Annotated in this window: 30 protein-coding genes, 8 tRNA genes and 1 rRNA gene (1 of these 39 cut by a window edge); 33 read left to right on the forward strand and 6 right to left on the reverse strand. The window is 40.5% G+C overall.

The window, feature by feature from the left end; translation table 11 throughout:
* From R8695_RS01665 to R8695_RS01700, 8 genes are all read left to right on the forward strand, one after another.
* A 23S ribosomal RNA gene (locus tag R8695_RS01665) occupies positions 1-666 on the forward strand (it extends 2,218 nt beyond the left edge of the window).
* Positions 667-736: 70 nt separating this feature from the next.
* Positions 737-809 (forward strand) — tRNA-Asn (locus R8695_RS01670).
* Positions 810-842: 33 nt separating this feature from the next.
* Positions 843-914 (forward strand) — tRNA-Glu (locus R8695_RS01675).
* 49 nt (positions 915-963) lie between these two features.
* A tRNA-Thr gene (locus tag R8695_RS01680) sits at positions 964-1,036 on the forward strand.
* Positions 1,037-1,040: 4 nt separating this feature from the next.
* Positions 1,041-1,114 (forward strand) — tRNA-Ile (locus R8695_RS01685).
* A gap of 13 nt (positions 1,115-1,127) precedes the next feature.
* Positions 1,128-1,201, forward strand: a tRNA-Asp gene (locus R8695_RS01690).
* 40 nt (positions 1,202-1,241) lie between these two features.
* Positions 1,242-1,314, forward strand: a tRNA-Val gene (locus tag R8695_RS01695).
* Between the two features lie 3 nt (positions 1,315-1,317).
* Positions 1,318-1,404, forward strand: a tRNA-Leu gene (locus R8695_RS01700).
* Positions 1,405-1,780: 376 nt separating this feature from the next.
* On the opposite strand, the gene R8695_RS01705 is transcribed toward R8695_RS01700, so the two are convergent.
* Together R8695_RS01705 and R8695_RS01710 are read right to left on the reverse strand one after the other, a co-directional pair.
* Positions 1,781-1,993, reverse strand: coding sequence for a FeoA family protein (locus R8695_RS01705; RefSeq protein ID WP_154780462.1), 213 nt, complete (start codon positions 1,991-1,993; stop codon positions 1,781-1,783).
* Between the two features lie 212 nt (positions 1,994-2,205).
* Positions 2,206-2,415: a ribbon-helix-helix domain-containing protein gene (locus tag R8695_RS01710; RefSeq protein WP_118512052.1), complete on the reverse strand. Its 210-nt coding sequence runs from the start codon at positions 2,413-2,415 to the stop codon at positions 2,206-2,208.
* A 97-nt stretch (positions 2,416-2,512) separates the two neighbouring features.
* Here R8695_RS01710 and R8695_RS01715 point away from each other — a divergent pair, with 97 nt between their 5' ends.
* Positions 2,513-2,806 carry a DUF6809 family protein gene (locus tag R8695_RS01715; protein WP_154780461.1) on the forward strand — a complete coding sequence of 98 codons (294 nt, stop codon included), beginning with the start codon at positions 2,513-2,515 and terminating at the stop codon, positions 2,804-2,806.
* Between the two features lie 79 nt (positions 2,807-2,885).
* Here the strand turns inward: R8695_RS01715 and R8695_RS01720 are convergent, their stop codons facing one another.
* Together R8695_RS01720 and R8695_RS01725 are read right to left on the reverse strand one after the other, a co-directional pair.
* The gene (locus R8695_RS01720; RefSeq protein ID WP_154780460.1) at positions 2,886-3,599 is read right to left on the reverse strand and encodes a FadR/GntR family transcriptional regulator; all 714 of its coding nucleotides are present in this window, start codon (positions 3,597-3,599) and stop codon (positions 2,886-2,888) included.
* Positions 3,600-3,978: 379 nt separating this feature from the next.
* Positions 3,979-5,712 (reverse strand): ABC-ATPase domain-containing protein, encoded by a 1,734-nt coding sequence (locus R8695_RS01725; RefSeq protein WP_118512046.1) that lies wholly within the window; start codon positions 5,710-5,712, stop codon positions 3,979-3,981.
* Between the two features lie 195 nt (positions 5,713-5,907).
* Between R8695_RS01725 and R8695_RS01730 the strand changes: the two genes are divergently transcribed.
* From R8695_RS01730 to R8695_RS01750, 5 genes are all read left to right on the forward strand, one after another.
* Positions 5,908-7,299: an aminopeptidase gene (locus R8695_RS01730; RefSeq protein WP_118512044.1), complete on the forward strand. Its 1,392-nt coding sequence runs from the start codon at positions 5,908-5,910 to the stop codon at positions 7,297-7,299.
* A 160-nt stretch (positions 7,300-7,459) separates the two neighbouring features.
* Entirely contained in the window at positions 7,460-8,191 is a 732-nt protein-coding gene (locus R8695_RS01735; RefSeq protein ID WP_118512042.1) for an ABC transporter ATP-binding protein, read from the forward strand.
* Between the two features lie 20 nt (positions 8,192-8,211).
* Positions 8,212-10,038 (forward strand): efflux RND transporter periplasmic adaptor subunit, encoded by a 1,827-nt coding sequence (locus R8695_RS01740; RefSeq protein WP_154780459.1) that lies wholly within the window; start codon positions 8,212-8,214, stop codon positions 10,036-10,038.
* Entirely contained in the window at positions 10,031-11,263 is a 1,233-nt protein-coding gene (locus R8695_RS01745; protein WP_118512038.1) for an ABC transporter permease, read from the forward strand. The genes R8695_RS01740 and R8695_RS01745 overlap by 8 nt, the downstream gene beginning before the upstream one ends.
* Before the next feature lie 135 nt (positions 11,264-11,398).
* Positions 11,399-11,472 (forward strand) — tRNA-Arg (locus tag R8695_RS01750).
* On the opposite strand, the gene R8695_RS01755 is transcribed toward R8695_RS01750, so the two are convergent.
* Both R8695_RS01755 and R8695_RS01760 read right to left on the reverse strand, forming a co-directional pair.
* Positions 11,463-12,359 carry a tyrosine-type recombinase/integrase gene (locus R8695_RS01755; RefSeq protein ID WP_154780458.1) on the reverse strand — a complete coding sequence of 299 codons (897 nt, stop codon included), beginning with the start codon at positions 12,357-12,359 and terminating at the stop codon, positions 11,463-11,465. The two genes, R8695_RS01750 and R8695_RS01755, sit on opposite strands and share 10 nt — an antisense overlap.
* 266 nt (positions 12,360-12,625) lie before the next feature.
* Positions 12,626-12,856 (reverse strand): hypothetical protein, encoded by a 231-nt coding sequence (locus R8695_RS01760; RefSeq protein ID WP_154780457.1) that lies wholly within the window; start codon positions 12,854-12,856, stop codon positions 12,626-12,628.
* A gap of 165 nt (positions 12,857-13,021) precedes the next feature.
* On the opposite strand from R8695_RS01760, the gene R8695_RS01765 reads away from it, so the two are divergent.
* The 19 genes from R8695_RS01765 to R8695_RS01860 all read left to right on the forward strand — a co-directional run bounded on the left by R8695_RS01765 (position 13,022) and on the right by R8695_RS01860 (position 25,628).
* A complete protein-coding gene (locus tag R8695_RS01765) occupies positions 13,022-13,189 on the forward strand; it encodes a ribbon-helix-helix protein, CopG family (RefSeq protein WP_167515475.1) in 168 nt (55 codons plus the stop codon).
* A gap of 172 nt (positions 13,190-13,361) precedes the next feature.
* The gene (locus tag R8695_RS01770; protein ID WP_154780456.1) at positions 13,362-13,694 is read left to right on the forward strand and encodes a hypothetical protein; all 333 of its coding nucleotides are present in this window, start codon (positions 13,362-13,364) and stop codon (positions 13,692-13,694) included.
* 136 nt (positions 13,695-13,830) lie between these two features.
* Positions 13,831-14,298 carry a replication initiator protein A gene (locus tag R8695_RS01775; RefSeq protein WP_154780455.1) on the forward strand — a complete coding sequence of 156 codons (468 nt, stop codon included), beginning with the start codon at positions 13,831-13,833 and terminating at the stop codon, positions 14,296-14,298.
* A complete protein-coding gene (locus R8695_RS01780; protein WP_154780454.1) occupies positions 14,295-14,900 on the forward strand; it encodes a DUF6017 domain-containing protein in 606 nt (201 codons plus the stop codon). Before R8695_RS01775 ends, R8695_RS01780 begins: the two co-directional genes overlap by 4 nt.
* Positions 14,901-15,034: 134 nt before the next feature.
* A complete protein-coding gene (locus R8695_RS01785; protein WP_005424046.1) occupies positions 15,035-15,352 on the forward strand; it encodes a PadR family transcriptional regulator in 318 nt (105 codons plus the stop codon).
* Complete coding sequence (locus R8695_RS01790) at positions 15,349-15,885, forward strand: DUF2812 domain-containing protein (RefSeq protein WP_154780453.1); 537 nt, start codon at positions 15,349-15,351, stop codon at positions 15,883-15,885. The genes R8695_RS01785 and R8695_RS01790 overlap by 4 nt, the downstream gene beginning before the upstream one ends.
* 170 nt (positions 15,886-16,055) lie before the next feature.
* Positions 16,056-16,613 (forward strand): RNA polymerase sigma factor, encoded by a 558-nt coding sequence (locus tag R8695_RS01795; RefSeq protein ID WP_055066692.1) that lies wholly within the window; start codon positions 16,056-16,058, stop codon positions 16,611-16,613.
* On the forward strand, positions 16,610-17,794 hold the full coding sequence (locus R8695_RS01800) for a DUF4179 domain-containing protein (protein ID WP_154780452.1): 1,185 nt from the start codon (positions 16,610-16,612) through the stop codon (positions 17,792-17,794). The genes R8695_RS01795 and R8695_RS01800 overlap by 4 nt, the downstream gene beginning before the upstream one ends.
* Positions 17,795-17,814: 20 nt before the next feature.
* Positions 17,815-17,991 (forward strand): hypothetical protein, encoded by a 177-nt coding sequence (locus R8695_RS01805; protein WP_154780451.1) that lies wholly within the window; start codon positions 17,815-17,817, stop codon positions 17,989-17,991.
* A 24-nt stretch (positions 17,992-18,015) separates the two neighbouring features.
* Positions 18,016-18,555, forward strand: coding sequence for a hypothetical protein (locus tag R8695_RS01810; protein WP_117593428.1), 540 nt, complete (start codon positions 18,016-18,018; stop codon positions 18,553-18,555).
* A 27-nt stretch (positions 18,556-18,582) separates the two neighbouring features.
* Entirely contained in the window at positions 18,583-19,572 is a 990-nt protein-coding gene (locus tag R8695_RS01815) for a M28 family metallopeptidase (protein WP_154780450.1), read from the forward strand.
* A gap of 168 nt (positions 19,573-19,740) precedes the next feature.
* Complete coding sequence (locus R8695_RS01820; protein WP_118512012.1) at positions 19,741-20,238, forward strand: hypothetical protein; 498 nt, start codon at positions 19,741-19,743, stop codon at positions 20,236-20,238.
* Between the two features lie 3 nt (positions 20,239-20,241).
* Positions 20,242-20,931 carry an RNA polymerase sigma factor gene (locus R8695_RS01825; protein WP_243139535.1) on the forward strand — a complete coding sequence of 230 codons (690 nt, stop codon included), beginning with the start codon at positions 20,242-20,244 and terminating at the stop codon, positions 20,929-20,931.
* Entirely contained in the window at positions 20,928-21,119 is a 192-nt protein-coding gene (locus R8695_RS01830) for a TraL conjugative transposon family protein (protein ID WP_118512010.1), read from the forward strand. The genes R8695_RS01825 and R8695_RS01830 overlap by 4 nt, the downstream gene beginning before the upstream one ends.
* Positions 21,094-22,140 carry a hypothetical protein gene (locus R8695_RS01835; RefSeq protein WP_154780449.1) on the forward strand — a complete coding sequence of 349 codons (1,047 nt, stop codon included), beginning with the start codon at positions 21,094-21,096 and terminating at the stop codon, positions 22,138-22,140. The genes R8695_RS01830 and R8695_RS01835 overlap by 26 nt, the downstream gene beginning before the upstream one ends.
* Positions 22,141-22,504: 364 nt before the next feature.
* Positions 22,505-22,813: a hypothetical protein gene (locus R8695_RS01845; RefSeq protein ID WP_147419190.1), complete on the forward strand. Its 309-nt coding sequence runs from the start codon at positions 22,505-22,507 to the stop codon at positions 22,811-22,813.
* Positions 22,814-22,961: 148 nt separating this feature from the next.
* Positions 22,962-23,825 carry a hypothetical protein gene (locus R8695_RS01850; RefSeq protein WP_154780448.1) on the forward strand — a complete coding sequence of 288 codons (864 nt, stop codon included), beginning with the start codon at positions 22,962-22,964 and terminating at the stop codon, positions 23,823-23,825.
* A 295-nt stretch (positions 23,826-24,120) separates the two neighbouring features.
* Positions 24,121-25,086 carry a hypothetical protein gene (locus tag R8695_RS01855; RefSeq protein WP_154780447.1) on the forward strand — a complete coding sequence of 322 codons (966 nt, stop codon included), beginning with the start codon at positions 24,121-24,123 and terminating at the stop codon, positions 25,084-25,086.
* A gap of 101 nt (positions 25,087-25,187) precedes the next feature.
* A complete protein-coding gene (locus tag R8695_RS01860; RefSeq protein ID WP_118512000.1) occupies positions 25,188-25,628 on the forward strand; it encodes a DUF4869 domain-containing protein in 441 nt (146 codons plus the stop codon).
* Positions 25,629-26,023 lie beyond the last annotated feature (395 nt).

Genomic DNA, 26,023 nt, shown 5'->3' on the forward strand with positions numbered 1-26,023 from the left:
CAGACGGGGAGTTTGACTGGGGCGGTCGCCTCCGAAAGGGTATCGGAGGCGCCCAAAGGTTCCCTCAGAATGGACGGAAACCATTCGAAGAGTGCAAAGGCAGAAGGGAGCTTGACTGCGACACCGACGGGTGGAGCAGGTACGAAAGTAGGGCTTAGTGATCCGGTGGTATTAAGTGGGAATGCCATCGCTCAACGGATAAAAGCTACCCTGGGGATAACAGGCTTATCACTCCCAAGAGTTCACATCGACGGAGTGGTTTGGCACCTCGATGTCGGCTCATCGCATCCTGGGGCTGTAGTAGGTCCCAAGGGTTGGGCTGTTCGCCCATTAAAGCGGTACGCGAGCTGGGTTCAGAACGTCGTGAGACAGTTCGGTCCCTATCCGGCGTGGGCGTAGGATATCTGAGAGGAGCTGTCCTTAGTACGAGAGGACCGGGATGGACGGGCCGCTGGTGCATCGGTTAGACTGCCAAGTCTACGGCCGAGTAGCCAAGCCCGGAAGGGATAAACGCTGAAGGCATCTAAGCGTGAAGCCCCCCTTAAGATGAGATATCCCATTCGAAAGAAGTAAACCCCCTTGAAGACGACGAGGTAGATAGGGCAGAGGTGGAAGTGCAGTAATGCATGGAGCTGACTGTTACTAATCGGGTGAGGGCTTGACCAAGAATCGCAGGAAGTAATGAATCTCAAGGAAATGTCAACATGTATGTAGTTTTGAAGGTGCAAACCTTTATTCCTCCTTAGCTCAGTCGGTAGAGCATGCGGCTGTTAACCGCAGTGTCGTTGGTTCGAGTCCAACAGGGGGAGTTCTCGGAAACGAGTATTTAAAATTTAATCTTTGGCTCCATGGTCAAGCGGTTAAGACACCGCCCTTTCACGGCGGTAACAGGGGTTCAAATCCCCTTGGAGTCATTAAATAGTTAAATGAGATTTTCTGTGGCTTGATTCTGACAAGTGATATGCCGATGTGGCTCAATTGGCAGAGCAGCTGATTTGTAATCAGCAGGTTATCGGTTCGAGTCCGATCATCGGCTTTTTGGACCTTTAGCTCAGTTGGTTAGAGCAACCGGCTCATAACCGGTCGGTCCTGGGTTCGAGTCCCCGAAGGTCCATTTTTATTATTTTGGCCCAGTGGCTCAGTTGGTTAGAGCGTCGCCCTGTCACGGCGAAGGTCGAGAGTTCGAGTCTCTTCTGGGTCGTTAGCAATTTGCTGGCGACAGTAAGTTGTTTTATAATCATGGAATCTTAGCTCAGCTGGGAGAGCATCTGCCTTACAAGCAGAGGGTCATAGGTTCGAGCCCTATAGGTTCCATATGCCGCAGTGGCGGAACTGGCAGACGCACAGGACTTAAAATCCTGCGGGACTTATACTCCCGTACCGGTTCGATTCCGGTCTGCGGCATGATTTAGGGATTGATACATTTAAAGTGTGTCAATCCTTTTTTTGCGTTTGTAATATACGCAGGAGACAACCAGGAAGATCCGGAGCCTGGAACGTCCGGATGCGAAAAAAATTCCCGTTTTCGCAATGACTGCCAATGCTTTTATAGAAGATAAACAACGCAGCAAAGAGGTCGGGATGAATGAACATTTATCTAAGCCTTTGGATGAAAAAACTTTGCTGGATATGATATGGAAATATATGTCGGAGAGAAGAAATTTCCGCGGATGTTGAGATTACAGATCAGCAGAAAATTTTTAAAGGGTGAAGCAAAACCATTAAAAATAGATGGTTTTGCCTTACCCTTTATGCATTTGCGGACAATACCGCCGGATAGTTAAACCTGTATTCTGTCAGCGACTTCATTTCCCAGGACAACTCTTCTGTCAGCAGTGGAAATGATCAGAGAATCGCTGAATTTCTGAAGTACCTGAATCGTACTGCCTTCATGAATATCCATGTTATGCATGGTATTCAGAACTTCTGGTAATCCGAACATCCATTTGATTGTATAGGTATTTCCCTGACTGGAATGTGATAATGGTTGCATAAAAAAACCTCCTTTATAAAAGAATAATATTCACAGGTAAAACAAATTGCTTTTGTATATCTGAATTATAGTTAGTGTCAGATAATTTGCTTTTATTATTAGAATAATTGTACAACTAAAAGTATCAGTTCGTCAATTATAACATTATTATATCAAATATCTGAAATATTATTCATTTGTTCAGGGGTTATTATAAAATTTATTGCCGGAGATTACTGCCGGGCTTCAGTATCTACAAATTTCAAATTATCAAGAGCATAGCGGAGCGCTTTGCACATTAATTCGTTACGTGAGCGTCCGCTTTTGGCAGCAAGCTCATCGTATTCTTCCTGAAGTTCGCGGTCAAGGCGAATCGTCATGGTAATGGATTTATCTTCTTTTTTGTCTGCACTTTTTGGCATAATAATGAAATCTTCTGTCATGATAATACCTCCCTGTAATGTAAATTATAATTACACGGCGTTGACATTGATATACCACAAACTTATAATACATATAAGTGTTACTTGTGGAGGGAATATGGAGACAGTTATTGAGAAAATATACGAGAACTATATACAGAAGTATTCAGAAACAGATACAGCCAGCCAGGAGAAAAAAGCGATATATGAGAAGTACAGAACCCTTCGCCAGAAGTTGCCGGCGGACCTGGTCCAGGAGCTGGATATGCTGATGGAGAAGCAGACTGAGATTTTATGTGGAGAGCTTAAGGAGAATTTCGCAGAGGGATTCAGAGCAGGGGTGAAGCTGATAAAAGAAGTATATCTGGAAGAAATACCTGATCTGGAAGAAAAGATCCGGAAGATGGTTTAATCATGTCAGACAGTAGATGAATGAAGAATCTTTGACTGATGAGTATTCCATATAGCGGATCTTTTTGGCAAAGGCAGTATTATTTTGTATGAACAGCAGTAATTTCATTGAGAAGGCGCTCAATGGTGTGCATGTGTTCATTCATGATCTTCTCTGCCAGAGGGGCATTTTTATTAATAATAGCATTTACCAGTTGAGTGTGCTGGGAGTCGATTTCCGGTGAATCTTCATTTTTTTGCATAAAATGGGAGCGGATTCCGGTAATCATATTTTCGATGAGCTGTGCGGATGCATTCAGAACACTGAGGATCAGAGGATTGTCAGCAATCTGGGCAATTTTCAGATGAAGGTCGCGATCCAGATCGCCGCGGATACTTTCATCCTGGGTGCTGTCCAGACGTGCGATGATCAGCTGAAGCTCTGCTGCGTCCAGAGGGGTACAGTTTAAAGCGGCCAGAAAAGCAGCTTTGCTTTCCAGAGCCCCACGAAGCTGAAGAGTATCCTGGATCTTGCTGTTATACATCTGAAACAGGATAGACAACGGTTCTGTGAGACAGCTGCGCAGATCAGCAGCAATATAGTTCGCACCTCCATGAACACTGACTGTAATCCCCAGAAGGGACAGGGCTTTTAATACCTCTCTCAATGCAGGCCTGGAAATCCCGAATTCTTCTGCCAGAATACGCTCGGCAGGGAGTGCATCTCCCGGCTTCAGCTCGCCGGTCTGTATTTTTTCAATAATCTGTTTCAGTACATCATTAAAAGTGCTGGTTTTATCTATTTTTCTGAACATTTATTTTCCTCTTTCTTAATCTTACATTGTATGCCTGAATGCAGGAATACATATGTTTTATTATACCTTATAAAAACACAGATGCAACCGATTATTGAAAAAGTGTACCATATGACAGCGGATATATTTTGCGGTAAGTAAAAAGTTATACGTTGTTTATAAATTTTATAATTTTATTAGAAATTAGACAAATTTCGCTCACATTTGTGCGATATGATAATTACATCTTAAGGGAGCGACAAACCTTAAGAGAAAATCTTTCCTTTCCCTAAAAAATGTAAAATGAACAATGAATCACCGCCTAACCGACAAGATCGTCGGGCAGGCGGTGATTTTATGTTACGGTGTATCTGGAAGAAGCTGCTGGCGGCAGATTGTTTCAGGGACGTCTGTAGCGGTTAAAGCAGGTATAGATTTCCTGAAGGCGGGGAACTGCATAGCCGCAGGCGGTTTCTCTGCCATCTGCGAAGAATGAAAGACCGTGCTGAAGCAGTTTCTGGTAGAGAAATTCGACAATCTCAGAGAGGGTACGCTTTCCATCGATGAGATGTTCCACTGCATATTTCAGAAGAAGACTCAGGGCAGCAGTCTGTTCTGCGTCGATCAGCTGTTCGGTATAACGCAGGTCGATCTCCTGTCTGCCAAGAGAAAAGCCATCTGTACCGGACACTTTGGTCTTTAAACGTTCCGGTCTGTCACTGGATTCCGGACGGACATGACCGCGATGCTGTCTGCCAGGTGCTGAAACTGCTTTGGTCATAATGCGGCTGCTGTGAGGCATGGTGAATTCCGGCACGGAAATCTCAGCCAGAGGATACTGGCTACATAAAGCTTTGGCAGTTTCGGTGATATCTCTGGGGACGTAATTGTCCATCTGGATGATGGTATCTGCAATGTGGAAAAAGGCTCCGGAACTTCCGGCAACCAGAACAGTGGAGATCCCGGCTTTCTCGTACAGATCCCGGGCACGTTCCAGAAAAGGTGTGATGGGCTCTTTTTCACGGAGGATCACTCTCTGCATAAAAGCATCCCGAACCATAAAATTGGTGGCTGAGGTATCTTCATCCAGAAGAAAAAGACGGCTGCCTGCTTCTATGCTCTCTACGATCCCGGCTGCCTGGGAAGTACTTCCGCTGGCGTCCAGGGTGGAGAAACAATGGGTATCCTTTTTATTGGGCAGGTCATTGATAAAAAGGGAAATATCTATGTCTTTAATGAACCGTCCGTCTTCGGAACGGAGCTTGACAGCGGTATCATCTGTGAGCACATATTCTCGTCCATCGCCTGGGATGTGATTGTAGACGCCCAGTTCCAGAGCATTTAAAAGGGTGGATTTGCCATGGTAACCACCGCCTACGATCAATGTGATCCCACGGGGAATTCCCATGCCTGTGATCTTTCCTTTATAAGGCAGATCCATGGAGATCCGCAGGCTGTCCGGGGACGTAAAAGGAATGGAATCTTTCATAGGGCGGGAAGAAACCCCACTTTCTCTGGGAAGGATCGCTCCGTCTGCCACAAAGGCAGCCAGATTCCGTCTTCGAAGTTCCTGGCGGATATAGTCCTGATCCAGTGCGGTGTGGATCCAGGCGAGAAGCTGCTGTTTATTCTGACTGGAATAGAAATAGGCTTTTTTTACACATACAGGGAGAAAATCAAAAAGAATTTTCTCAAGTTCTGTGGAATTGATCGTACGTCCGTTGGCAGGAAAACCAATGAAGAAACGGGCGGTAATGCCTTTTTCATCAATCTCACAGGCGGTTCTGGACAGGACTTCCTGACCACAGTGGCTTACTGAGATCAAGCCGCTCTTGCCGGAACCCTTTGCCCGGAAGGTGTAGTGATCAATCTGTTCAGCGAACCGGCGAGTCAAATAATCACAGAGCGTAGTCCTTGTTAGGGGAGTATTATAATAGTCTGCGGGAAAACCGGCTGACTGATGAGAGATGCGAACACTGATATGCGAAGGAGATGCAAAGGGATCCCCCTGCACATGATCAATAGAAAGAATATAATCGCCGAATCCGTACATACCTTTCAGGCCTTTGTATGCAGGATAGCTTTTTTTGTTTATGGAATGAAGCTGCTGACGCAGATCTTCTGAAGTTTTCATGAAAATCCCTCCTGAAAAAGTTTTTTACAGGCTCACTATAGCGGAAATGAGAAAGTTTGTCCAGCGTACTGCATGTCATATCTGGAAAAATATTCCGGGATGTTTTATAATAAAAAAAGCAATACTATGAATCACAGGATTGTCTGTCCGGCAGTATGAAGCAGGCAGCAGTTATAAAGAAAGGCGGAATAGAAGATGGAGCGTAGAAACGCATGGCTGTCCTATACAGAGGCAGAGGAAAAAGAACTGGAAACTGTAGCAAAGGCATACCGTAATTTCCTTAATGTGGGAAAAACAGAGCGAGAGTGTGTGACTGAAATCGTGAAAGAAGCGCAGGAAGCAGGCTATGAATCTCTGGAAGAGAAGGTTGCTAGAGGTGACAGACTGAAAGCCGGAGATAAGGTTTATACAGTAGGAATGAAAAAGATCGTTGCCCTTTTCCATATCGGAGAAGAGGAGATTTCCCATGGAATGAACATTCTGGGAGCACATATTGATTCCCCGCGTCTGGATATCAAACAGAATCCGCTGTACGAGGATACAGACCTGGCTTATCTGGATACCCATTATTATGGCGGCGTTAAGAAGTATCAGTGGGTAACTCTTCCCCTTGCGATCCACGGTGTAGTAGTAAAGAAAGACGGAAGCATAGCAGAAGTAAATATCGGAGAGGACGAGGATGATCCAATCGTATATATTACAGACCTTCTGATTCATCTGGCAGGAAAACAGCTGCAGAAAAAAGCAGCAGAGGTCATCGAAGGAGAGAATCTTGACATTCTCATCGGCAGCAGACCGCTGAAAGACATTCCGGATGATAAGAAAAAAGAAGCAGTAAAACAGAATGTACTGAAAATCCTGAAAGATAAATATGATATGGAAGAAGAAGATTTCCTCTCTGCAGAACTGGAGATCGTACCGGCAGGTAGAGCAAGAGAATGCGGACTGGACAGAAGCATGATTGCAGCTTATGGACAGGACGACAGAGTATGTGCATATACTTCCCTGCTTGCAATGCTGGAGATGGAAACACCGAAACGCACCTCCTGCTGTCTGCTGGTAGATAAAGAAGAAATCGGAAGTGTAGGTGCAACAGGAATGCAGTCACAGTTCTTCGAGAATGCAGTGGCAGAGCTTCTGGATGCAATGGGATGCTACAGTGAACTTACCCTGAGAAGAGCACTGAAGAATTCCAGCATGCTTTCTTCTGATGTGAGTGCAGGCTATGACCCATCTTATGGCGAAGCATTTGAGAAAAAGAATGCTGCTTATCTGGGAAGAGGTATTGTACTGAATAAATTTACAGGAGCCAGAGGCAAATCCAGTTCCAATGATGCGAACGCAGAGTATGTGGCAAGAGTCAGAAATATTTTTGACAGCCATGAGATCGCATTCCAGACTGCTGAACTTGGCAAAGTAGATGTAGGAGGCGGCGGAACTATCGCATATATTGCCGCACTTTACGGCATGGAGGTAATTGACAGCGGAGTAGCAGTGCTGAGCATGCATGCACCGTGGGAGGTTACCAGTAAGGCAGATGTTTATGAAGCAAAGAAGGCTTATAAAGCATTTCTGCTGGATGCCTGAGTCTGGCTGACGTGGAAACATCTGGATAAAAATTTCACAGAATATGAATGGAATCGCAGTTCTGGTTCGTTATGGAAAACAGAGACTTATAGATTCCGTGTAAAAAGGCAGTGCCTCGGAAACCTGGGGCCTGCCTTTTTTCGGAAAATGGAGGAAGAAAATGGAAGAGGCGCTGATAAGGGTAAAAGACCTGTGTAAGATCTATAATCCCGGGGAAAATGAGGTGAGGGCACTGGATCATGTAAATCTGGAGATCAAGAAAGGGGAATTCGTAGCTATTATCGGTCAGTCCGGTTCCGGGAAATCCACATTTATGAATATGCTGGGATGTCTGGATGTTCCCACTTCCGGAGAGTATTTCCTGAATGGGACAGATGTATCTACCATGGAAGATAATGAACTATCGGAGGTCAGAAACCGGGAAATAGGATTTATTTTTCAGGGATTTAACCTGATCTCCAATTTGACAGCTATAGAGAATGTGGAACTTCCGCTGGTGTACAGAGGGGTGGACAGAAAGACCAGGCATAAGCTGGCTGTGGATTCCCTGACAATGGTGGGACTGGAGAAACGTATGGATCATAAGCCCAACGAAATGTCCGGAGGACAGCAGCAGAGAGTAGCCATAGCAAGGGCTATTGCAGCACAGCCCCCTGTGATCCTGGCAGATGAGCCGACTGGAAATCTGGATTCAGCATCCAGTAAGGAAATCCTGCAGATCCTGAAAGATATGCATGAAAAAGGAAAAACAGTCATACTGATTACCCATGATAATGGAATTGCAGCACAGGCCAGAAGAGTAGTGAGGATCATGGATGGAAAAATTGAGTCAGATACCGTTAATGAGAATTACGGAAAAGAAAAATATGTGAAAAATCAGCTGGATGCGTAGACAGCAGGAGGAAAATCATTATGAAGAAAAAGAAGAAAAAAAAGAAAATTATCATAGGGGCAGCTGTGGTTCTGGTGGCTGCAGGTGGAATTTCAGTGGCAGCGCAAAGAAAGTCCGGTGAGGATCAGATCCCGCAGGTGCCGGTGGTTACTGTACAGACCGGGGATGTAGAAGAGATCGTGGATGCTTCCGGAACTGTGGGAAGTGAGGAAGAGAAAACGTATTATTCTCCTGTAAATGCCCAGATTAAGAAGGTAGCTTTTTCCCAGGGTGATGTGGTGAAAAAGGGAACAAAGCTGATCGAATTTGATACAAAGGATCTGGAGAAGGATAACCAGAAGGCTGAACTGAATCTGAAGTCAACGAAGTATGATACAAAGGATACTGTAAACAAATCCGATAAAGCGGATCAGAAGCAGAAAGATGCAAAGAAAAAGGTTCAGGAACTTGAGAAAAAGGTAAAAGATAAGAAAGCTTATGTGGCTTCCCTGAAGTCTCAGATCTCTGCTGCAACAACCCGTGCACAGCAGGAAGCAGCGGCTCAGGCGGCAGCACAGGCAGCGGCCGAGGCACAGGCACAGCAGGCAGCAGCACAGGCGAAAGCTCAGGCAGAAGCCCAGAAGCAGCAGGAGATCCAGAACAAATATCATGCAGCACTTTATACATATCAGAAAGAAACTCTGCCTCAGTATCAGCAGAAGCTGTCTGAACTGAATTCTGCATATACCCAGGCACAGACGGCGTATAATCAGGCAGATACTGCTTATCAGATGGCATTTGCAGCATGGCAGGCAGATCCTTCAGAAGAAAATACCCAGGAGCTGAGTACTGCAGAAGAGAACAGAAACCAGGCGCAGATTAGCAGGGATCAGGCGAAGGAGGCATATGAGGATTATAAGCAGCAGACTCCGGCGATGCCAAACCTGGCGGATTTTTCCACAGATAATACAGGAAGTGATCTGGGATTTTCAGATGGCACGGATGTTGAGGATACGGAAGAAGAGGTGGAGACAGATACCTCGTATAGTGGCAGCAGTGAAACTGTGACTGCAGATACTTCAGCACTGGAGAGTGCGATGGAGGCAGCCAGTGATGAGCTGGCAGAACTTCAGTCTGACCTGGCATCTGAGAAAGCTATTGCGGAGGCGGATTCCACCAGCCTTACGAAAGAAGAGCGGAAGAAACTGAAGGTAGCAGATAATCTTTCTGAGCTGGATGCCAAATCCGCGAAGGAGCTTGTGGAAGAAGGAAAGAAGGGTATCACTGCTGAATTCAACGGGATCGTATCCAAAGCTGACCTGAAAAACGGGGAAGCAGTTACCCAGGGAATGGAGCTTTTTACCATTCAGAATACAGATAAGGCAAGTGTGGATGTAACTCTTTCCAAGTATGATTATGATACAGTGAAGGAAGGACAGAAGGCGGAAATTACTCTGGGAGGTAATACTTATGAGGGTACTGTGACCAGAATGAGCCATATTGCTGTGCAGAATGAAAAAGGGACTCCGGTGATCTCGGCTACAGTGAGTATTGATGATCCGGATGATGATATTTTCCTGGGGGTAGATGCAAAGGTGAAGATTCATGCAGCATCTGCGAAAGATGTTGTGACTCTTCCTGTGGAAGTGGTCAACATTGGTAAAGATGGTTCTTTCTGCTATGTGATCGAGAATGGATTGGTAACCAGAAGAAACATTACCACCGGGATCAGTTCAGAAGATTATATAGAAATCACAGACGGGATTGAAGCCGGTGAAGAAGTAATTTCCGATCTGGGCGATTATACAGAAGGCATGGCAGTTCAGGCAGAGCCACAGGAACAGACAGGAGAGGATGCTGATGAGTAATCTGTATGAATATATCAAGATGGCAGTCCATAATATTATGGCAAATAAGGGCCGGTCTTTTCTGACTATGCTTGGTATTATTATAGGTATTGCTTCTGTGATCGCCATTGTTTCGATCGGTGAGGGAACGAAGAACCAGATGAACAGCGAGATCGATGATATCGGCGGCGGACAGATCGCGATCAGTGTGAGCAGTGATGCGCAGACTGCGGAAGAATGGATCACTGCGGATGATATAGAGGCGATCCGGGAACTGGACGGAATTGAAGGTGTGAATGTTTCGGATTCCTATGATGGCGAGACTGCTACCGGTAAGGGAAATTTCACTCTTATGGTTACCGGAGAGGGACCGGATGCGAAGCTGGTCAGCAATGCAACAATGAAGCATGGAGTTTATTTTGGAGAGAAAGAAGTGCAGGAAGGAAAGAATGTTTGCGTGATTTCTGATTCAGACGCGAAGAGACTTTTTGGTACCGATGATGTTGTGGGAATGAGTCTGGATGTGAACTGTTATGGGCTGACGAAGAGTCTGCGGATCTGTGGTGTGACTACGCAGAAAGAGAATGGGACTTTTGTAAGTTATACCTATGACGGGATGCCGGTGACTGTGAATGTGCCTTATACGACAATGAATGAGTTTACCGGGACATCAGATTATTTCTTCTCTATGACGATACAGGCAGACAAGAGTCTGGACAGTCAGAGTATCGCAGATAAAGTGGTGAACCTGTTGGAGAAGAGACATCAGTGCGCTGGAGAAGATTATTTCCAGGTACAGAGCTTCCAGGATATTATGAGTTCCATGAACCAGATGCTGGATATGGTAACTGCGTTTATTTCCTTTGTGGCTGGAATTTCGCTGCTGGTTGGTGGTATCGGGGTTATGAATATCATGCTGGTGTCTGTGACTGAACGTACCAGGGAGATTGGTATCCGTAAGTCTCTGGGGGCAAAGACCTCATCAATTATGCTTCAGTTTCTGGCAGAAGCAGCAATCCTGACGGCCATGGGTGGTCTGATCGGAATTGTTCTTGGCGTGATTGGAGGGTATGCGATCTGTTCTATCATAAGCAGCAGTATGGAAATGACCATTACACCGGGAATCAGCCTGAGTACGATCATGGCGGCAACGTTGTTCTCCTGTGCAGTGGGAGTATTTTTCGGAATCTATCCTGCAAGAAAAGCTGCGAAACTCAGTCCGATCGAGGCGCTGAGACGAAATTAAGTTGTTGCAAAATAGTCAATTTTATCAATCAAAAGAAAAAAATAAAAAAAATCAAAAAAAGTGTTGACAAATGCTCTGGTATAGAGTAGAATACTCATTGTTGTGAGGGACACGCGATAAGAACTTCACAAGGATGTGCGTTTAGCTCAGCTGGATAGAGCGTTTGGCTACGGACCAAAAGGTCGGGGGTTCGAATCCTCTAACGCACGCTATGTCGAAAGGCTGGAAACCTTGAAAAATCAATGGTTTCCGGCTTTTTTTGTGCTTGTTGATTTGAGCTCGAACCTGTGACTTCCTGTGACAAGGAAAATTTGGGTGAAATCAGCTGGCAAATGCCTTTTCCATGATACTCAGACTTCAGTGGATTATAGATATACCCTAATGTTGTTGTGGTGTTGCTGTGACCAAGGCAGGCACGAATTTGATTAAGAGGAAGACCAGCTGCGTTCAGGCGACTTGCGTAAGTCTTTCTCAGTTTGTGGCTGCGCTTTACATCTGTACTGATGTGTTTGCAGGCATATTCCAGCATACTGTTAATTGAACGCAGATTCAGGTATTTGCTTCCATATCCGAAGATGAAGTCATCAGGTCTGATATCAGGAGCATTGGCTTTTAATAATTTGAAAATCTCCTGAGCTTTATGGACAACAGGAATGACACGCTCTGTATGAGTCTTGGTATGATCAAGCAATACATACACACCTTTTCGGCCTTCCTGACCAGGAAGAATAACAATCTGTCCGGAAGCCTTATACACATCATAATAAGGATTATTCAGTTCAGTGGCATCCATATGTACCATTTCCTGTACAATCGATATTTCCCACTTGTCCATGTTCAGATCTCGCCAGCGGAGGGCGCACAATTCTCCGGCACGTAATCCCATCAGGAAATTGCAAACGATGGACAAAAAGCGTGGCTGATGTTTCTTGTTGTACGATTTCCAGAGATCCTCAATGATTTTATGATATTCGTCGGTGTTGTAAACCTGAGTTTCATTGGTTGGCTTGGACACCTGACGGAATTTAACGGTTACCTTGAGTTCTGGAAATGGATTACGGGCAATATATCCGTGATCTTTGGCATACTCAAACATCTGCTTGGGAATAGTTTTTATCGTCTGCCAGGTGTGGCTGGATAAATTATATTTTTTGATCAGCTGATTGGCCCAGGAATTGATATCTGAGACCTTTATTTCCTGTAAGGGAATCTGAAAGAAATCAGTTCCGTCAAAAAATCTTTTCCAGTGTTTTCTGTGGGCACAGATAGTGTTAGGGCTGTCTGTGATAGTTCTTTTGTAGGCGAGCCATTCCTCAAAAATATCCTGCAGGCAAGTGGAAGTGGATTCTAGATAGTATGGTTTTAATGCATCCAACAATTCACCGTAAGTTTTCCGCTGAATACGCTTGTTATAATCCTGCGGGTTTGCAGTGTACCAGGCATCTCTTTTCTTGTTGTATAAGAATGCGTATTTGTGAAGTTTTCTACTTTTTTTCTGGTTAGCATTTTTTCAATATCCGCTACCGTTTTCTCATCAATTGTATCATCGATAAAGAGATTTTCCAGTCTTGATTTTTTTACTTCAGTCTGCATAGTTCATCACCTTTTTATCTTTAATATGTGATTTTAAGATGCAGGGTGTCTGAAAAAGGAAGATGCTTTCTAATTGTATAATTTTGTAGTAAATTTAGTTGGAATTCGGAACTCAAAAGTATATAATGTATTTATGGAACTCAAAAGTTGGGAGGTGAAATTAAATTGAGTCCACGCACTGGCAGACCGACAGATGCGTTGAAAAATCATGATCTGAAAGTGAGAGTAGATGATAAGCTCTATGATCGATTGCTTAAATATGCAGATGATAATAATATTACCAAAGCTGAAGCAATAAGACGTGTATTAGATGTGCATTTGCCGAAAAATTAAAAACCAGTCCAACTGCCCTGACAAGATAGTGAACTGGTTTATTGGGTTTGCCACAGGAGTTGCCCTGCAGCTAAATCTGATTATAGCACCGTAGGAACACTCCTGGCAACTTATTAACTGCTGTCGGAGAAAAAAATCTGACAGTTGATTATGTGAAAAAGGAGTCGATCATATGGAACTTGATCTTTTAATTACGGAACTGGATGAAACGACCATCCAGATCGACAAGATGAGATATCTTGCCACACAGATTTCTACTAAAGCATGTGAAAAGACAAAGCACGCAAAGAATGCTCTTCAGTATGACTTTGAGAGCCAGGAAATTGTCAAATGTGCTGCAATTCTTTCTGACTATATTGAAGTTGCAGATGCCGCAATTAAAAAGGCAGTCACAGAACTGGCAGAATACGATACAAAACTTCAGAAAGGAAATGCCAAGGCGCTTTCTGCTGATTCTGCGAAAGTGGATTTTGGAGTAACGGCAGATCCATCAAAGAATAATTAATCATAAATTTTAAATCAGGCTATATTTTGCAAAATCAGGCAAAATATGGCCTTTTTGTATTTTTAGGACTTATTTTTGCTATCCGGTTTCCAGAAATCACATATTTAAAGAAACAAACAAAGGAGCCGATATCGCAATGAAAGAAAATATCAGTTTTGAATTTATTAAATCAGATAAAACAGAACCAAATATCTATTATCGTATCCCTAAAATCCTGTTTGAAAGCAGTGTCTTTGAAGATCTATCGACAGATGCAAAATATCTGTACAGCTTTATGCTGGATCGCGTTTCTTTGTCCAGCAAAAATAAATGGATAGATCCGGATGGGAGAGTGTATATCATTTATACTGTAAAACAGGTATGTGAAATTTTAAAATGCGGAAAAGACAAGGCATCGAAGTTACTGGCAGAGTTGGATAGCGAGAATGGTATTGGATTGATTGAAAGGGTACGTAGAGGCCTTTGTAAGCCAGACAAAATTTACGTGAAAGATATTGTGGTACGGAAAGATCATGTAGACAAAAAGGAATCTGCTGCATCGGAAAATGCGACTTCCGGAGATCGATTTAATCGACTTCAGGAGGGGGAAAAACAGAGGTCATGAACTCGGAAATTCATATCACGCAGTGTAGTAAAAACAGATGTCAGGAAATCGGAAAAACAGACACAACTAATAATGATAATATTAAGACTTATAATATTAAAACGGACAAAAGTAATCAGGATAATAGTAATCATCACTCTGTCAAGAGCTCTGCCCTGACAGAGGATGATGATACATATACCCGCTATGAACAATTGGTCAAGCAGCAAATCGAATATGAGTATGCTGTCAAAGAATGTCAGAAGAATGAAGTAGCGTACATTAATGCGATGGTAGCTATAATTGCAAAGCTGTTTTGTTGGCCAGGTAAGCCTGTTAGAATCAATGGCGTCGAGTATTCATATGCTTATGTGAAGGATAAACTGTCGTTGATCACTAAGGACCATATCATCTATGTCGTTGAGCAATTACGTAAGTGGCGCCCGGATATTTCAAATATCTATAACTATTTGCTGGTATGCATGCTTCGTGCAGTTGACACAATTGACTGCTATTACACGGCGCAGGTAAATCATGACATGGGTGCGGGAAATTTTACAGACAAACCCGACGTATCTGACAAAGGGCAGGAGAATGAGGAACTGCTGCCGTGGATGCGATAAATTTATTTTCAGGGGATATGCTTTTAATCAACGGTTTTAGGAATAGGGCTAACAAAAAGTGTTGACAAATATATCATAGTGCGATATAACATAACTATCGAAGTACGATATATCGCACTGAAAGGACAACGCTTATGGATGCACATATAAAAAAAGTTTACGTTCCTATGACGGAGACAAGCTTTTACATATTGTTATGTCTTCGTACCCCGAATCATGGGTACGGGATTGTACAAAAGGTAAAAGAGCTGACAGATAATGAAGTGGTGCTCGGTCCGGGAACCATGTATGGAAGCCTTTCGAAGCTGGAGAAGGATGGTCTGATTCATTTTATTCGGGAGGAAGACAAGAGGAAGATTTATGAGATCACAGAACTTGGCACAGAAGTTCTGGAGCTTGAACTGAAGAGAATCCGCAGGTTGTATCGGAATGCACAGGAGGTAACGAAATGAAAGAACTCAAAAAAGAATTTCGCTGGTTTAACATCATGGAGTACGAAAAAGAAGAAAATTACCTGAGTAAAAGACACCAGGAAGGCTGGAAATTCAAGAGAATGACTTTCCCTGGTGTGTATACATTTGAGCGGTGTGAGCCTGAGAAAGTGATTTACCAGTTGGATTACAATAAAGAAGGAATCAAACACCAGATGGAATATGTGCGGATGTTTGAGGATTGCGGCTGGGAATACCTGACAGAGTTTGATGGCTATAATTATTTCCGCAAGCCGGCAGATAAGATGCAGCAGGAAGAAGAAATATTCTGTGACGACATCTCCCGCCTGGATATGATGAATCGGATTTTTATAGGAAGAGTAATTCCGTTGATCGTAATTCTTTGCAGTCTGATCTGGCAGCTTTATATATCTGCGACAGACCATAGTGAACGGGGTTGGTTGCCGGTATTTATTGTATTAGTGATTATATACATTATTACTTTCCTACAGTTTGCAGTAAAATATTTTGCATTTCGGAAAAAGGTAAAATAATAGCATTCGTTTGACGAAGCATTAATAGAAAGAGTTCTTTATCTGGGGAGCAATGACCTCAGGTGATGGACTTTTTCTGATTTTATAAAGAAATTTGAATTTTTTTGTTACCATTCAGGCTTTTTTACGATATATAGTATGAGTAGAAAAACGAGGAGGACAACCCGTAAATGAAAGACAATGAAATCATATCTTTGTTTGAGCTAAGGGATGAGCATGCGATTGAAGCATTGAGCGACAAGTATCATCCTTACTGCTATAAGATTGCCTGGAATCTGCTTACAAATAAAGAAGATTCGGAAGAATGCCTGAATGATACCTGGTTTTCGGTCTGGTCGCTGATCCCGCCGAAGAAGCCTTCTGTATTATCACATTTTTGTGGCAGGATCACGAGAAATTTAAGCATTGACCGCCTGCGCAAAAAATATGCTGACAGGCGCCCGGATGTACATATGGCAGACGTTTTGGGTGAAATGGATCAGCTGAGTGTTACCTATACCATTGAAGATCAGCTGGCAGAAAAAGAACTGTTGGAAATTATCAATGATTTTCTTGGAAAAATGAATGCAGAGGACAGAGATATTTTCGTGAGAAGATACTGGTTTTTTGATTCTGTTGCGGCGATTGCCAAGAGGCATGCGGTGTCCGTCGGAAGTGTGAAAATGAATCTGTACCGGAGCAGAAAGAAGCTGTTGAAGGTCTTAAAAAAGGAAGGAAAACACTTATGAAAAAATTCGATTTTTCAAAAGAATTTGGCAATATTGATCCGAAATATATCAGCGAAGCAGAGGGAGAATGGAAAGGGAAGAAAAAAGCCTGGGCGCCATCATTCTGGAGTAAACTGGCAGTTGCCTGCGTGATCCTGGCACTGATTTCCACTGTCCTATCGAACCCGAAAGTGCAGGCTGCGATTAAAAGTCTTGCTTTATCCATAGGAGAAACTCTGGGATTTCAGAAGGAAATTGAGTCCTACACGGAGGATTTGAACATATCCAGGAGCGATCAGGGAATCACTGTGAACTTAAAAGAAGTTGTTCTGGATGAAGGTGTTTTGCTGTTCAGAGTGCATGCAGAAATTGATGCTCCTGAAGAAAATCAGCAGGAAAAATCTGTAGATATTTCATCTTTTAAGAATACGGGAATTACACTTGATATGGACAAAACAACAATAAACGGACAGAAGCTTGATGAATATATGAATGCGGAATATTCTCCTTATTCTGTGGATGATTTATTAGACGCAGATGCCGACAGAGATGAAGAGGAATATGACCGTGTACAGGAGTATCGCTTTCATGCACCGACAGATCTCGGAGAAAATCCAGAAGTACATTTTGTACTCAATGCGTATGACTATGATGACTGGGAGAAATCTGTAGCAGAATTTACATTTGATTTCAATATTTCGCGAGAAAAAATCCTGAAGCAGACAACGAATAAAAAACTGGAAAATATTTCTGTTCAGACGGAAGAAGGCACGGTAACACTGAAAGATATTTTCCTGAACAAGTTACAAAGCAGTATCTCAGCAGATGTGCCGGAAAAACTGTTTCAGAAGTATGATGTTGAGCTGCGTGGAACGGACAGTAAAGGAAACAAAGTGCGGTATGAACTGAGAGACGATGCAGAAACAGGCGCCATCAATCGGATCTGGAAATTTAAGACAGATTTCTGGAGAACTTATGGAAGTGCAGGAGATGATGAAAGACCGGAAATTCCTGATCCTGAGAGTGAATATCTGGAATTACAGTTTTATCTGAAATGTGATGATATAATGGAAAGCAGTGTTACTGAAACGTATGATTTAGATGATGATACTTATGCCGAGGAGGAAGGCAAAGTCTATGATGCTTCAGATGATTCTGCATGGAAAGCTGTTGGAGAGAAGATACGGATCAATATCAGATGAAAGTAAGGAGGAACTGAGAAATGAAGAAAAAATTGATTGCATTAATCGTGGCAGGGGAATTGTTAATATTCAGTGGAGTAGTCCTGGGATATTATCATCCGGTTGCAGGAAGTATCTTTGAAATAATTGGAGGGCTGTTGAACCTTTGCTTCTTTATACTGCTGCTGGTATATGCTAAGAAGAATAAAAAGAAATAAGAACTTTCAACAAGAGGTAAGAGCATGAATTTTGATACATACAAAATCAAGGATGAATTGTTAGAAATTTATAGTGGCAGTGAAGAAACTTTCTGTGTCGGTAAAATTCTGTCCAAAAACAGGGATAGTATTCTTTTCAGATCTTATGATGCGCAGGGAAAGAACGATGGGTTACATTTTATAAAAAGCAGTCATATCAGCGAAATAAAATCAAACACACAGTATTTAAGAAAAATGCAGTTATATTTAGCATACTGGAGAGAACAGGAGGATGCACCTTTAACTAACCCATTTAAGAAGCATCCTGCATTGTCTGGGCTATTGGCATATGCGATGGAGAATAAGAAGATAATTACTGTTTTCTGCAGTTCCAAACCGGACGAATTGCTTACCGGTTATGTAGAGACATATGACAATAAAAAAATTAAATTGAACTGTGTGGATATGGAAACTGCCTGCATTTATGAAACTGCAACGCTGCTTAAAGAGGATATTTTTTATCTGGAAGTTGACAGTTTGGACAATGAATTACTGAAATATGCCAATGAGAAAATAGAGAGGTAAACGATTAATCAGGGAAGGAGTGAACAGATGAAAAAGATGATCATATTTGCCTTAATTATGGCTATATCCGTAGCAACACCAATCCAGGCAATGGCAGAAAGTGTTACACAGTCTGACGTGGAAATGCAGCCTTCGGAACAGAACATTGAGCAGATCATTGATGAGATTACGTCTGAACCGCATCCAATAAATTCTGATGCGATCCAGAATGTAAAGGAATACATCATCCAATATTGGGGTGATTTGGGATATGACGAGATAGAATGTCAGAAGTTTGAATATAATGATGAAAATAATGAGAATGCAATACGGCGTTCCTCACAGGCAGATGTATTTCTGGCACCAACGGCCGAAAATGCAACTATTGACGGCACTGGTGAAAATATTATTGTGACAAAAAAGTCATTCACTGATATGACGAAAAATCTGATCATAAGTGCCCATTATGACAGTGCAGAAGATTCGGTAGGAGCCAATGATAACGGTTCCGGAGTGGCAGCAGTACTTGAACTGGCAAGAATTTTAAAAGATACAGAGATGCCGTATAATGTAAAATTCATCCTGTTTTCGGGCGAAGAAAAATATATGCTGGGTTCAAGATGGTATGTTGGCAATCTGTCTGAGGACGAGTGGAAGCAGATCATCGGAGTAATAAATATTGATACCATCGCAGAAAAAAGTGATCTGGGTTATATGGCGATGATCGAAGGAAACAAACGACCAGATGATATAGAGTATGACGATGAGAGACTGAAAAAACTGGCCGAGTTAAATAAAAACAGCATGTCAGATTTATTTACATCCAGTGACAGATTCTACCTGACAATGGCAACTAACAGTGACCATTATCCATTTGCTTTGGTGGATATCCCGGCAGTTTCCATTGTCCAGGACTGGCAGGATGGATTGAACGTGAATGACAGTTCTGATGTAAAAGAGAATATGGATATGCAGAGGATTGTGGAAGTGATTGAGAAGGTTACGGAAGTGCTTTCTGAGATACCATCAAATAATTAATAAAGAAGAGAGTAAAGCAGAGCCGGGATTCGAAAGGGTCCCGGTTTTTTGCAAGTTTAAATGACAAAAGAAATTCTAATTTTTTTGTTATCACCCGGGATTTTTTACGATATATAGTATGAGCAGGAAAATTTTCTTTCGAAATACAAGACAAGGAGAAACAAAACGATGAAAAAAGGAACAATGATGGTTTTTTCGGCATTATTGATGAGCTGCTTTTTAGCAGTTTCGGCAGAAGCTAAGAGCATCGAGAATGGTACTTACCGCGTATGCAAAAACGATATTTTTATTGACTATGATCAATTAAATTGCAAAAAGATCGTTACGAAAGTAAAAGATGACGGGTCATTCACTGCGATTGATCTGGGAGAGTGGTTAGAAGAACAGGATATTTATAATATTTCGGTAATTGAAGATGATGAAAATACCGGCTATAAAAAAATGTTTTATGAAAGAAATCCAGAAAAAGAGGCATCAGATGAATTTTGTGATTCAGAAGATACTTCCTATATTGATTTCCAGGGATTGGTGTATGAGGGGGATGTTATCCGCAGTACGGATTCTTTCCAGGAAACGGTAACGGAAGTAAGTTTTGATGGAAGCTTCTATACGGAGACGGAAATGACAGGTCTGTATGTGGATGGAAAGACAACTCGAATTAAATAATTTATGGAGAATAGAAGGGGCTATCGTGATGATATGCTCCTTTTTCATGCTATAATTCAAAAAAATATAAATTTTTTGAGACGATCATCAAAAAAATACGACTTTATAATTGAAAACATTTTTGAGGAGATGAACATCATAGACGATATAAAAATCATAGAGCTTTATTTTGAAAGAAATGAGCAGGCGATTAAGGAAACGGATATAAAATATGGGAAGTTCTGTCGTAATATGGCCTATAAAATTCTGAATAATCACCAGGATTCGGAAGAGTGTGTAAATACCACTTATTTAGAAATGTGGGATAGAATCCCACCGACAAGGCCTGCTAAATTTAAAGCTTATATTTCCAGAATTGTCAGAAGTACTTCTGTAGATAGAGTAAGGCATCTGACAGCTAAAAAGAGGTCGGCTGATATGGTTATGGCATTGGATGAACTTACAGAGGTACTGCCAGATGAAAGACATGCGCCTGGAAGGAACGATGAAGAGATTGGAAAATTGCTCAGTATTTTTCTTCGTAAACAAAAAGAAGAGGTTCAGAGGGTGTTTGTTCTAAAGTATTTTTATTTCGAATCTAACAGGGCTATTGCGGAAAAATATGGTTTTACTGAACGCAAAGTAACGAATATGCTGGCCCGTACCAGAAATAAATTAAAAAAATATCTGATTGAGGAGGGAATCTACATATGAATATACCAAGAATTGTAAATGCTATCGGTTATATTGATGATGACCTTATCACGGCAGCACTGGAAGATCCGCCGAGGAAAAGGTATAATCTTATAATTAAATGGCTGTCGGCTTTCGCCTGTTTGGCACTGGTTATGATTATTCGATCTGTTTTCTGCAATAGTGAAGAGTATAAGTGCAGAGAATAACAAAAGATTAGAACCTGGATATTCATGTAATGGAAAAAAGAAGAACGCTATACAGCTTATTGTTGTAGGGGATTTTTTCCAGCTTCCACCAGTTATAAAAAAAGAAGATCGGGAAATTTTGGTGGAAATGTACGGAACAGAATATGAACAAGGTGAAACATGTGAGCGTGGATATGCGTTTTTTTCAAAAGCATGGAAAGAAATGAAGTTTCATTGTGTAAAGTTAGAAGAAGTTTGTCGACAGAAAGATGCAGAATTTCTTGGAATTTTGAATGACATAAAATATGGCAGGAACCTTCAGAATGTGATTGCGTATCTGGAAAGCAATCAGAGCAGTGATCTGATAGAAGAAGCACCTTATTTTGTTGGGACCAATGCGAAGGCAGATAAAATCAATCAGGCACACATGAGAGCCTTAGATGATAAAACAGAAAAGAAATTTTATGCTATTATTGAGGGCGATGTGACTTATGAGGACATTAAAAATATAAGTTATGCGAAACAGTCTCTGGTAGTAAATATTGGGGCAAAAGTGATGCTCACGGCGAATGATGCAAATGGCGAGTATGTGAATGGCACCATGGGTACAATAATTGATATCAGTAAGGAAAGAGGAGATGCAACCTGTATACAAGTTCTTACAGATAAGGGAAAGAAGGTAGATGTATATAGGTATGAACGAGAAATCGAGAGACAAGATATAGAAGAACACAAAGAAAAAGGTGAAAACGGTGAAACTGTTACCGTAAAAAAGATAGTCAGAAAAATAGTAGGATCCTTTAAACAGTTTCCAATTAAAATTGCATGGGCGCTAAGCATCCATAAGTCGCAGGGACAAACCTTTAGCCAAGTTAACATTGATCCTCAGTGTTGGGATTCCGGGCAGTTTTATGTGGCAGTTTCAAGAGCAGAGTCCATAGAGGGAATCCATTTTATGGTCCCCATAATGAAACAGTATATTCGGACATTATCAGATGAAGTGATAAAGATTTTGAGAGAAAGTTTGTATTCGATAATATAATAAAAAGCATAATTATTTCGGGTGGGTAGAGTATCCGGCATTTCAGAAACTCTTGGAGAATTCACCGTTGGAAGAGTAAAGCATATTTGCAAAGCAGGGGAAACTCTGGTTATGCCGGCAACAATCCCACATGCAGTTTACGCGGTAGAAAGATTCAAAATGCTCCTGACAGTTGTATTTCTGGTGAATAGATAATTTTTAAAACATTATTTATATAAAAACAAGTATAAAGAAGACGTGAGTTACATCATCAAAATGAGGTGAATTAAGTCTTTTTTATTATTTGAAAAAATATTGAAAAAAAGTGTGACCAATGTAAAAAAATACGATATTTATTATGTAAGACTTTTGACTATGATAATAAATGGAGAAACAAAACGATGAAAAAGGAATAATGATGGTTCTTTCCACATTACTGATGGACTGCTTTTTAGCAATTTCGGTAGAAGCTAAGAGTATCGAGAAGGATACTTACCGTATATGCAAAAACGAGATTTTTATTGACTATGATCAATTAAACTGCAAAAAGATTGTTACGGAAGTAAAAGATGACGGGGCATTCATTGTAGTTGATCTGGGAGAGTGGTTAGAAGAACAGGATGTTTATGATATTTTTGTAATTGAAGATGATGAAAATAACGGCTATAAAAAACGTTTTATGAAAGAAAGCTAGAAAAAGAGACATCAGATGAATTTCATGACTCAGAAGATACTTCCTATACTGATTTCCAGGGATTGGGAGATTGCGGATATAAAGGAATATGCATTATCCTGTTTTTATGTTATTATTGTAAATAAGAAAAATTTAGAGGGCAAAAGTTATGAAATTTAGTGGAAGAATAAAAGATGTTAATAGCGATTTTGAATTTTTAGAACAGTCTATAAGTGACGATGAAGCCCAACAATATTATGTGGACTGGATGGCAAAGTATAGGAAATATTTTCGCGATGGTTCAGAAATAAAGACAATTATTATGGCAAACAGAAGTATTAGAGCAAGGCGAGAAATAATAACATCCGCAATACTTTTTGAAGAGTCGAAAGTTGCTCGTGATAATGGGTGCATTTCGGCAACGTACTTTTTAACGTACTATTCTTTATTTCACGCGATGTGGTCAGTATTATTTCTTAATAGTGATTTGAATAATAGTATTAGTGAAATTACACATCAAAAATTAAAAAATTTATTTTGCGATTACTACACACGTAATAATTTTTTTGATGTGGATATGAAAGATTATATTACTAAACATAAGGATATGCGCGAATTCTTTTCTTATAATGTGCCATTTAATATGATAGGTGATGCAATTGATTTTGATCTGATTGAACGGATAGTTCTAAAATGTTTCCAGTTGACTAATTTACATAATAGTATGTTGGCTAAATGTTCAGGATTCTTAAATGTAACCGAAGAAAATATACCCTGGATTAAGACTTACTTTGCGGTATTTAATGGGAGAACAAGAGAGAATGGTAAAATGCTGGAAGATCCTTCAGAGGAACATCAACTTATAGAAATGCTTAAATATGGAATAAAAATTGAAAATTATGAAATAGAATTAAGCAATGACTGGGATGAAATGGGGTACGCGTACTATTTAGATGGTAAGTTTGATGAAGTTGCTGTAGATAGAGTAAAATCAAATGCATTAAATTTGGTATATAAGGCTATTCGATATTAATTTACAACAAAAGAGGATATAACTATCATGCATATCAATTGTGTTGACATCGGTGTAGAGCCAGGGTAAAATTAAGAAGGAAATATTTATAAAAGCAAGGAATTTATGTATACTTTTTGATATAGTATATAATGTAAATGAGCGAGGTAATTTATTTTAAATGAGGTTTGGTAGCTGTTTGTTTAATACAAACAGCTTTTTTTCAAAAGAAAGATGCGGAAAATAGTAGGCTAGTGGATTAATTTGGAGTTATTGTGGAAGAGAAAAATATTATACAAAAAAGGAAAGGTTGGCAATGAAGACTCAAAGAAATATTATATACATAACTATAATATGTAGTGTTATATCGGCATTACTATATGCATTTTGTGTATTTGATTGGAATCCAAGTAAATGTTCTGGCGGGTATAATTGGAATACATATATATCAAATTTGATTTTAGGAGTATGGGGAAGTTCAATTATATCTTTTATAGTGGGAGTAGTGAGTTATAATGAATGTAGAAGAAAAGATATGGAAGCATTTATCTTTTCACAAAGTGATTTGTTTGTTCATTGTATGCGATTTAAGAAAGAGAATTCTATAGAATGGTTTGATGAATATGCAAAATTGTACCGAGATTTATCAAACAATTGGTCTAATATATGGTTTTTATTTGATCCGGTGCGGCAGAGATTATTTTTAAAAGAATATATTGATTATTATGGGGATTTTATAGAGCTAACACAAGATAAATATAATTTATTAAGACAGACAGATAGCGTGGAGTGTCAAAAGAAAATATTAGATGAAATTAATGAAATAGTAATAGAAAAGAAGTCTTCTATGAAAGGAATTTGCTGTACGACAACAGAGACAAATCGTCTTACTCATGACATGGAAATTGTAACAAAAAATATTGACGAGATTTATAGAAATAAAAATCCTTTTCATAAATATAGAATGGGTAAAACTTTATTAAATGCTACAAACTTTAAAGTGTTAGATAAGAAATATGAAAATTATTTGAACGAAATTAAAAAACAAATGGATGAGTTTAATAGTACAGAGGTTAGTTTTAAAATGCCTAAAGAAGATGCAGATTACCTAGTCGAATGTAAATATTTATCAGGATATGTATGGGGTGAGTCAAATTTTACGTCAAAGGTTAGTTGTAATTTTATTGTAGATCATTATTTTGATATGAAAGCAAGATATGAGAGAGACTTTGAACATAAGAAACCAGACAGAAGATTTTTTTGTAAAAAGAAGACGAGATAAAACTTCCCTAACTTGGGGAAATTTTCAAAAATATTGCAATTATAGTAAATGCTACTAAGGTCTATGCGACTGAAAATCTAATTAATAAATGGAGTAGAATTATGTTGAATGTGTACCTGGGAAAAATGGACGAGGCAGTTTATTACCCACCAGTTTATTTTGATAATCGATATGAGGATGAATGGATCATAGACAAGCGGTCTATTGAGATTATTCGAGATGTGGACAAATCCGATGTGGTAAGTGCGCATCTGATTGAAAGCCCGGTTCTTGGACCTATTTCGCCTAAGGATTTATCAGGTGGCGTAAAGACGATATTGTTGATGTTATTTGATGAAACAGGAAGAATTTTTAATGCATCAGCATGTGGGGACAACTGTGCAAAATGGATTTTGAAAATTGCTGAAAGCAAAAATTTGACAATTAATCTCAGACATATTATGGAATTCGGAGATGGTGAATTTGAGATGAAAATTCTGAACACCGGAGAAATAGTCCATAATATGCCGGAGTTTGTCAGCGTTGCAGGATTGTATGTATAAGGTGACTGTGTATGAAGGGATTGCATAAGGTTATTGTACAAAATAACAGGTTACACTATGAGTTTGACATAAAGCGAAATATTACGATTATCCAGGGCAATAGTGCAACTGGAAAAACGACTTTGATCAATATGCTGCGGCAGGCAGAAAATCTGGGAGCTGACAGTGGAGTTGATGTGAATTGTGATGTTCCATGCAGGATTTTAGAAGGCAGAAACTGGAAGGTAATACTTGAGAGTATTTCAAAGAGTATTATTTTTATTGATGAGGAAAATACTTTTATCAACACAGAGGAATTTGCTTCTGCTATTCAGAATTCAGATAATTATTATGTACTGATTACCAGAGAAAATTTATATAACCTGCCCTATAGCGTAGAAGAAATATATGGTCTG

The organism is Blautia luti (assembly GCF_033096465.1).
GTDB lineage: Bacteria > Bacillota > Clostridia > Lachnospirales > Lachnospiraceae > Blautia_A > Blautia_A luti.

Excerpts from the sequence above, each read along its gene's own strand:
- R8695_RS01800 (WP_154780452.1), top strand. The coding sequence starts at position 16,610 with ATGAAAAAATTCGATTTTTCAAAAGAATTTGGCAATATTGATCCGAAA.
- R8695_RS01755 (WP_154780458.1), bottom strand. The coding sequence starts at position 12,359 with ATGTTTGAGTATGCCAAAGATCACGGATATATTGCCCGTAATCCATTT.
- R8695_RS01780 (WP_154780454.1), top strand. The coding sequence starts at position 14,295 with ATGAACTCGGAAATTCATATCACGCAGTGTAGTAAAAACAGATGTCAG.
- R8695_RS01735 (WP_118512042.1), top strand. The coding sequence starts at position 7,460 with ATGGAAGAGGCGCTGATAAGGGTAAAAGACCTGTGTAAGATCTATAAT.
- R8695_RS01775 (WP_154780455.1), top strand. The coding sequence starts at position 13,831 with ATGAAAGAAAATATCAGTTTTGAATTTATTAAATCAGATAAAACAGAA.
- R8695_RS01825 (WP_243139535.1), top strand. The coding sequence starts at position 20,242 with ATGGAGAATAGAAGGGGCTATCGTGATGATATGCTCCTTTTTCATGCT.
- R8695_RS01815 (WP_154780450.1), top strand. The coding sequence starts at position 18,583 with ATGAAAAAGATGATCATATTTGCCTTAATTATGGCTATATCCGTAGCA.
- R8695_RS01855 (WP_154780447.1), top strand. The coding sequence starts at position 24,121 with ATGAAGACTCAAAGAAATATTATATACATAACTATAATATGTAGTGTT.
- R8695_RS01830 (WP_118512010.1), top strand. The coding sequence starts at position 20,928 with ATGAATATACCAAGAATTGTAAATGCTATCGGTTATATTGATGATGAC.
- R8695_RS01795 (WP_055066692.1), top strand. The coding sequence starts at position 16,056 with ATGAAAGACAATGAAATCATATCTTTGTTTGAGCTAAGGGATGAGCAT.
- R8695_RS01745 (WP_118512038.1), top strand. The coding sequence starts at position 10,031 with ATGAGTAATCTGTATGAATATATCAAGATGGCAGTCCATAATATTATG.
- R8695_RS01710 (WP_118512052.1), bottom strand. The coding sequence starts at position 2,415 with ATGACAGAAGATTTCATTATTATGCCAAAAAGTGCAGACAAAAAAGAA.
- R8695_RS01820 (WP_118512012.1), top strand. The coding sequence starts at position 19,741 with ATGAAAAAAGGAACAATGATGGTTTTTTCGGCATTATTGATGAGCTGC.
- R8695_RS01740 (WP_154780459.1), top strand. The coding sequence starts at position 8,212 with ATGAAGAAAAAGAAGAAAAAAAAGAAAATTATCATAGGGGCAGCTGTG.
- R8695_RS01810 (WP_117593428.1), top strand. The coding sequence starts at position 18,016 with ATGAATTTTGATACATACAAAATCAAGGATGAATTGTTAGAAATTTAT.
- R8695_RS01790 (WP_154780453.1), top strand. The coding sequence starts at position 15,349 with ATGAAAGAACTCAAAAAAGAATTTCGCTGGTTTAACATCATGGAGTAC.
- R8695_RS01725 (WP_118512046.1), bottom strand. The coding sequence starts at position 5,712 with ATGAAAACTTCAGAAGATCTGCGTCAGCAGCTTCATTCCATAAACAAA.
- R8695_RS01860 (WP_118512000.1), top strand. The coding sequence starts at position 25,188 with ATGTTGAATGTGTACCTGGGAAAAATGGACGAGGCAGTTTATTACCCA.
- R8695_RS01705 (WP_154780462.1), bottom strand. The coding sequence starts at position 1,993 with ATGCAACCATTATCACATTCCAGTCAGGGAAATACCTATACAATCAAA.
- R8695_RS01770 (WP_154780456.1), top strand. The coding sequence starts at position 13,362 with ATGGAACTTGATCTTTTAATTACGGAACTGGATGAAACGACCATCCAG.
- R8695_RS01715 (WP_154780461.1), top strand. The coding sequence starts at position 2,513 with ATGGAGACAGTTATTGAGAAAATATACGAGAACTATATACAGAAGTAT.
- R8695_RS01760 (WP_154780457.1), bottom strand. The coding sequence starts at position 12,856 with ATGCAGACTGAAGTAAAAAAATCAAGACTGGAAAATCTCTTTATCGAT.
- R8695_RS01730 (WP_118512044.1), top strand. The coding sequence starts at position 5,908 with ATGGAGCGTAGAAACGCATGGCTGTCCTATACAGAGGCAGAGGAAAAA.
- R8695_RS01850 (WP_154780448.1), top strand. The coding sequence starts at position 22,962 with ATGAAATTTAGTGGAAGAATAAAAGATGTTAATAGCGATTTTGAATTT.
- R8695_RS01805 (WP_154780451.1), top strand. The coding sequence starts at position 17,815 with ATGAAGAAAAAATTGATTGCATTAATCGTGGCAGGGGAATTGTTAATA.
- R8695_RS01785 (WP_005424046.1), top strand. The coding sequence starts at position 15,035 with ATGGATGCACATATAAAAAAAGTTTACGTTCCTATGACGGAGACAAGC.
- R8695_RS01845 (WP_147419190.1), top strand. The coding sequence starts at position 22,505 with ATGGAGAAACAAAACGATGAAAAAGGAATAATGATGGTTCTTTCCACA.
- R8695_RS01720 (WP_154780460.1), bottom strand. The coding sequence starts at position 3,599 with ATGTTCAGAAAAATAGATAAAACCAGCACTTTTAATGATGTACTGAAA.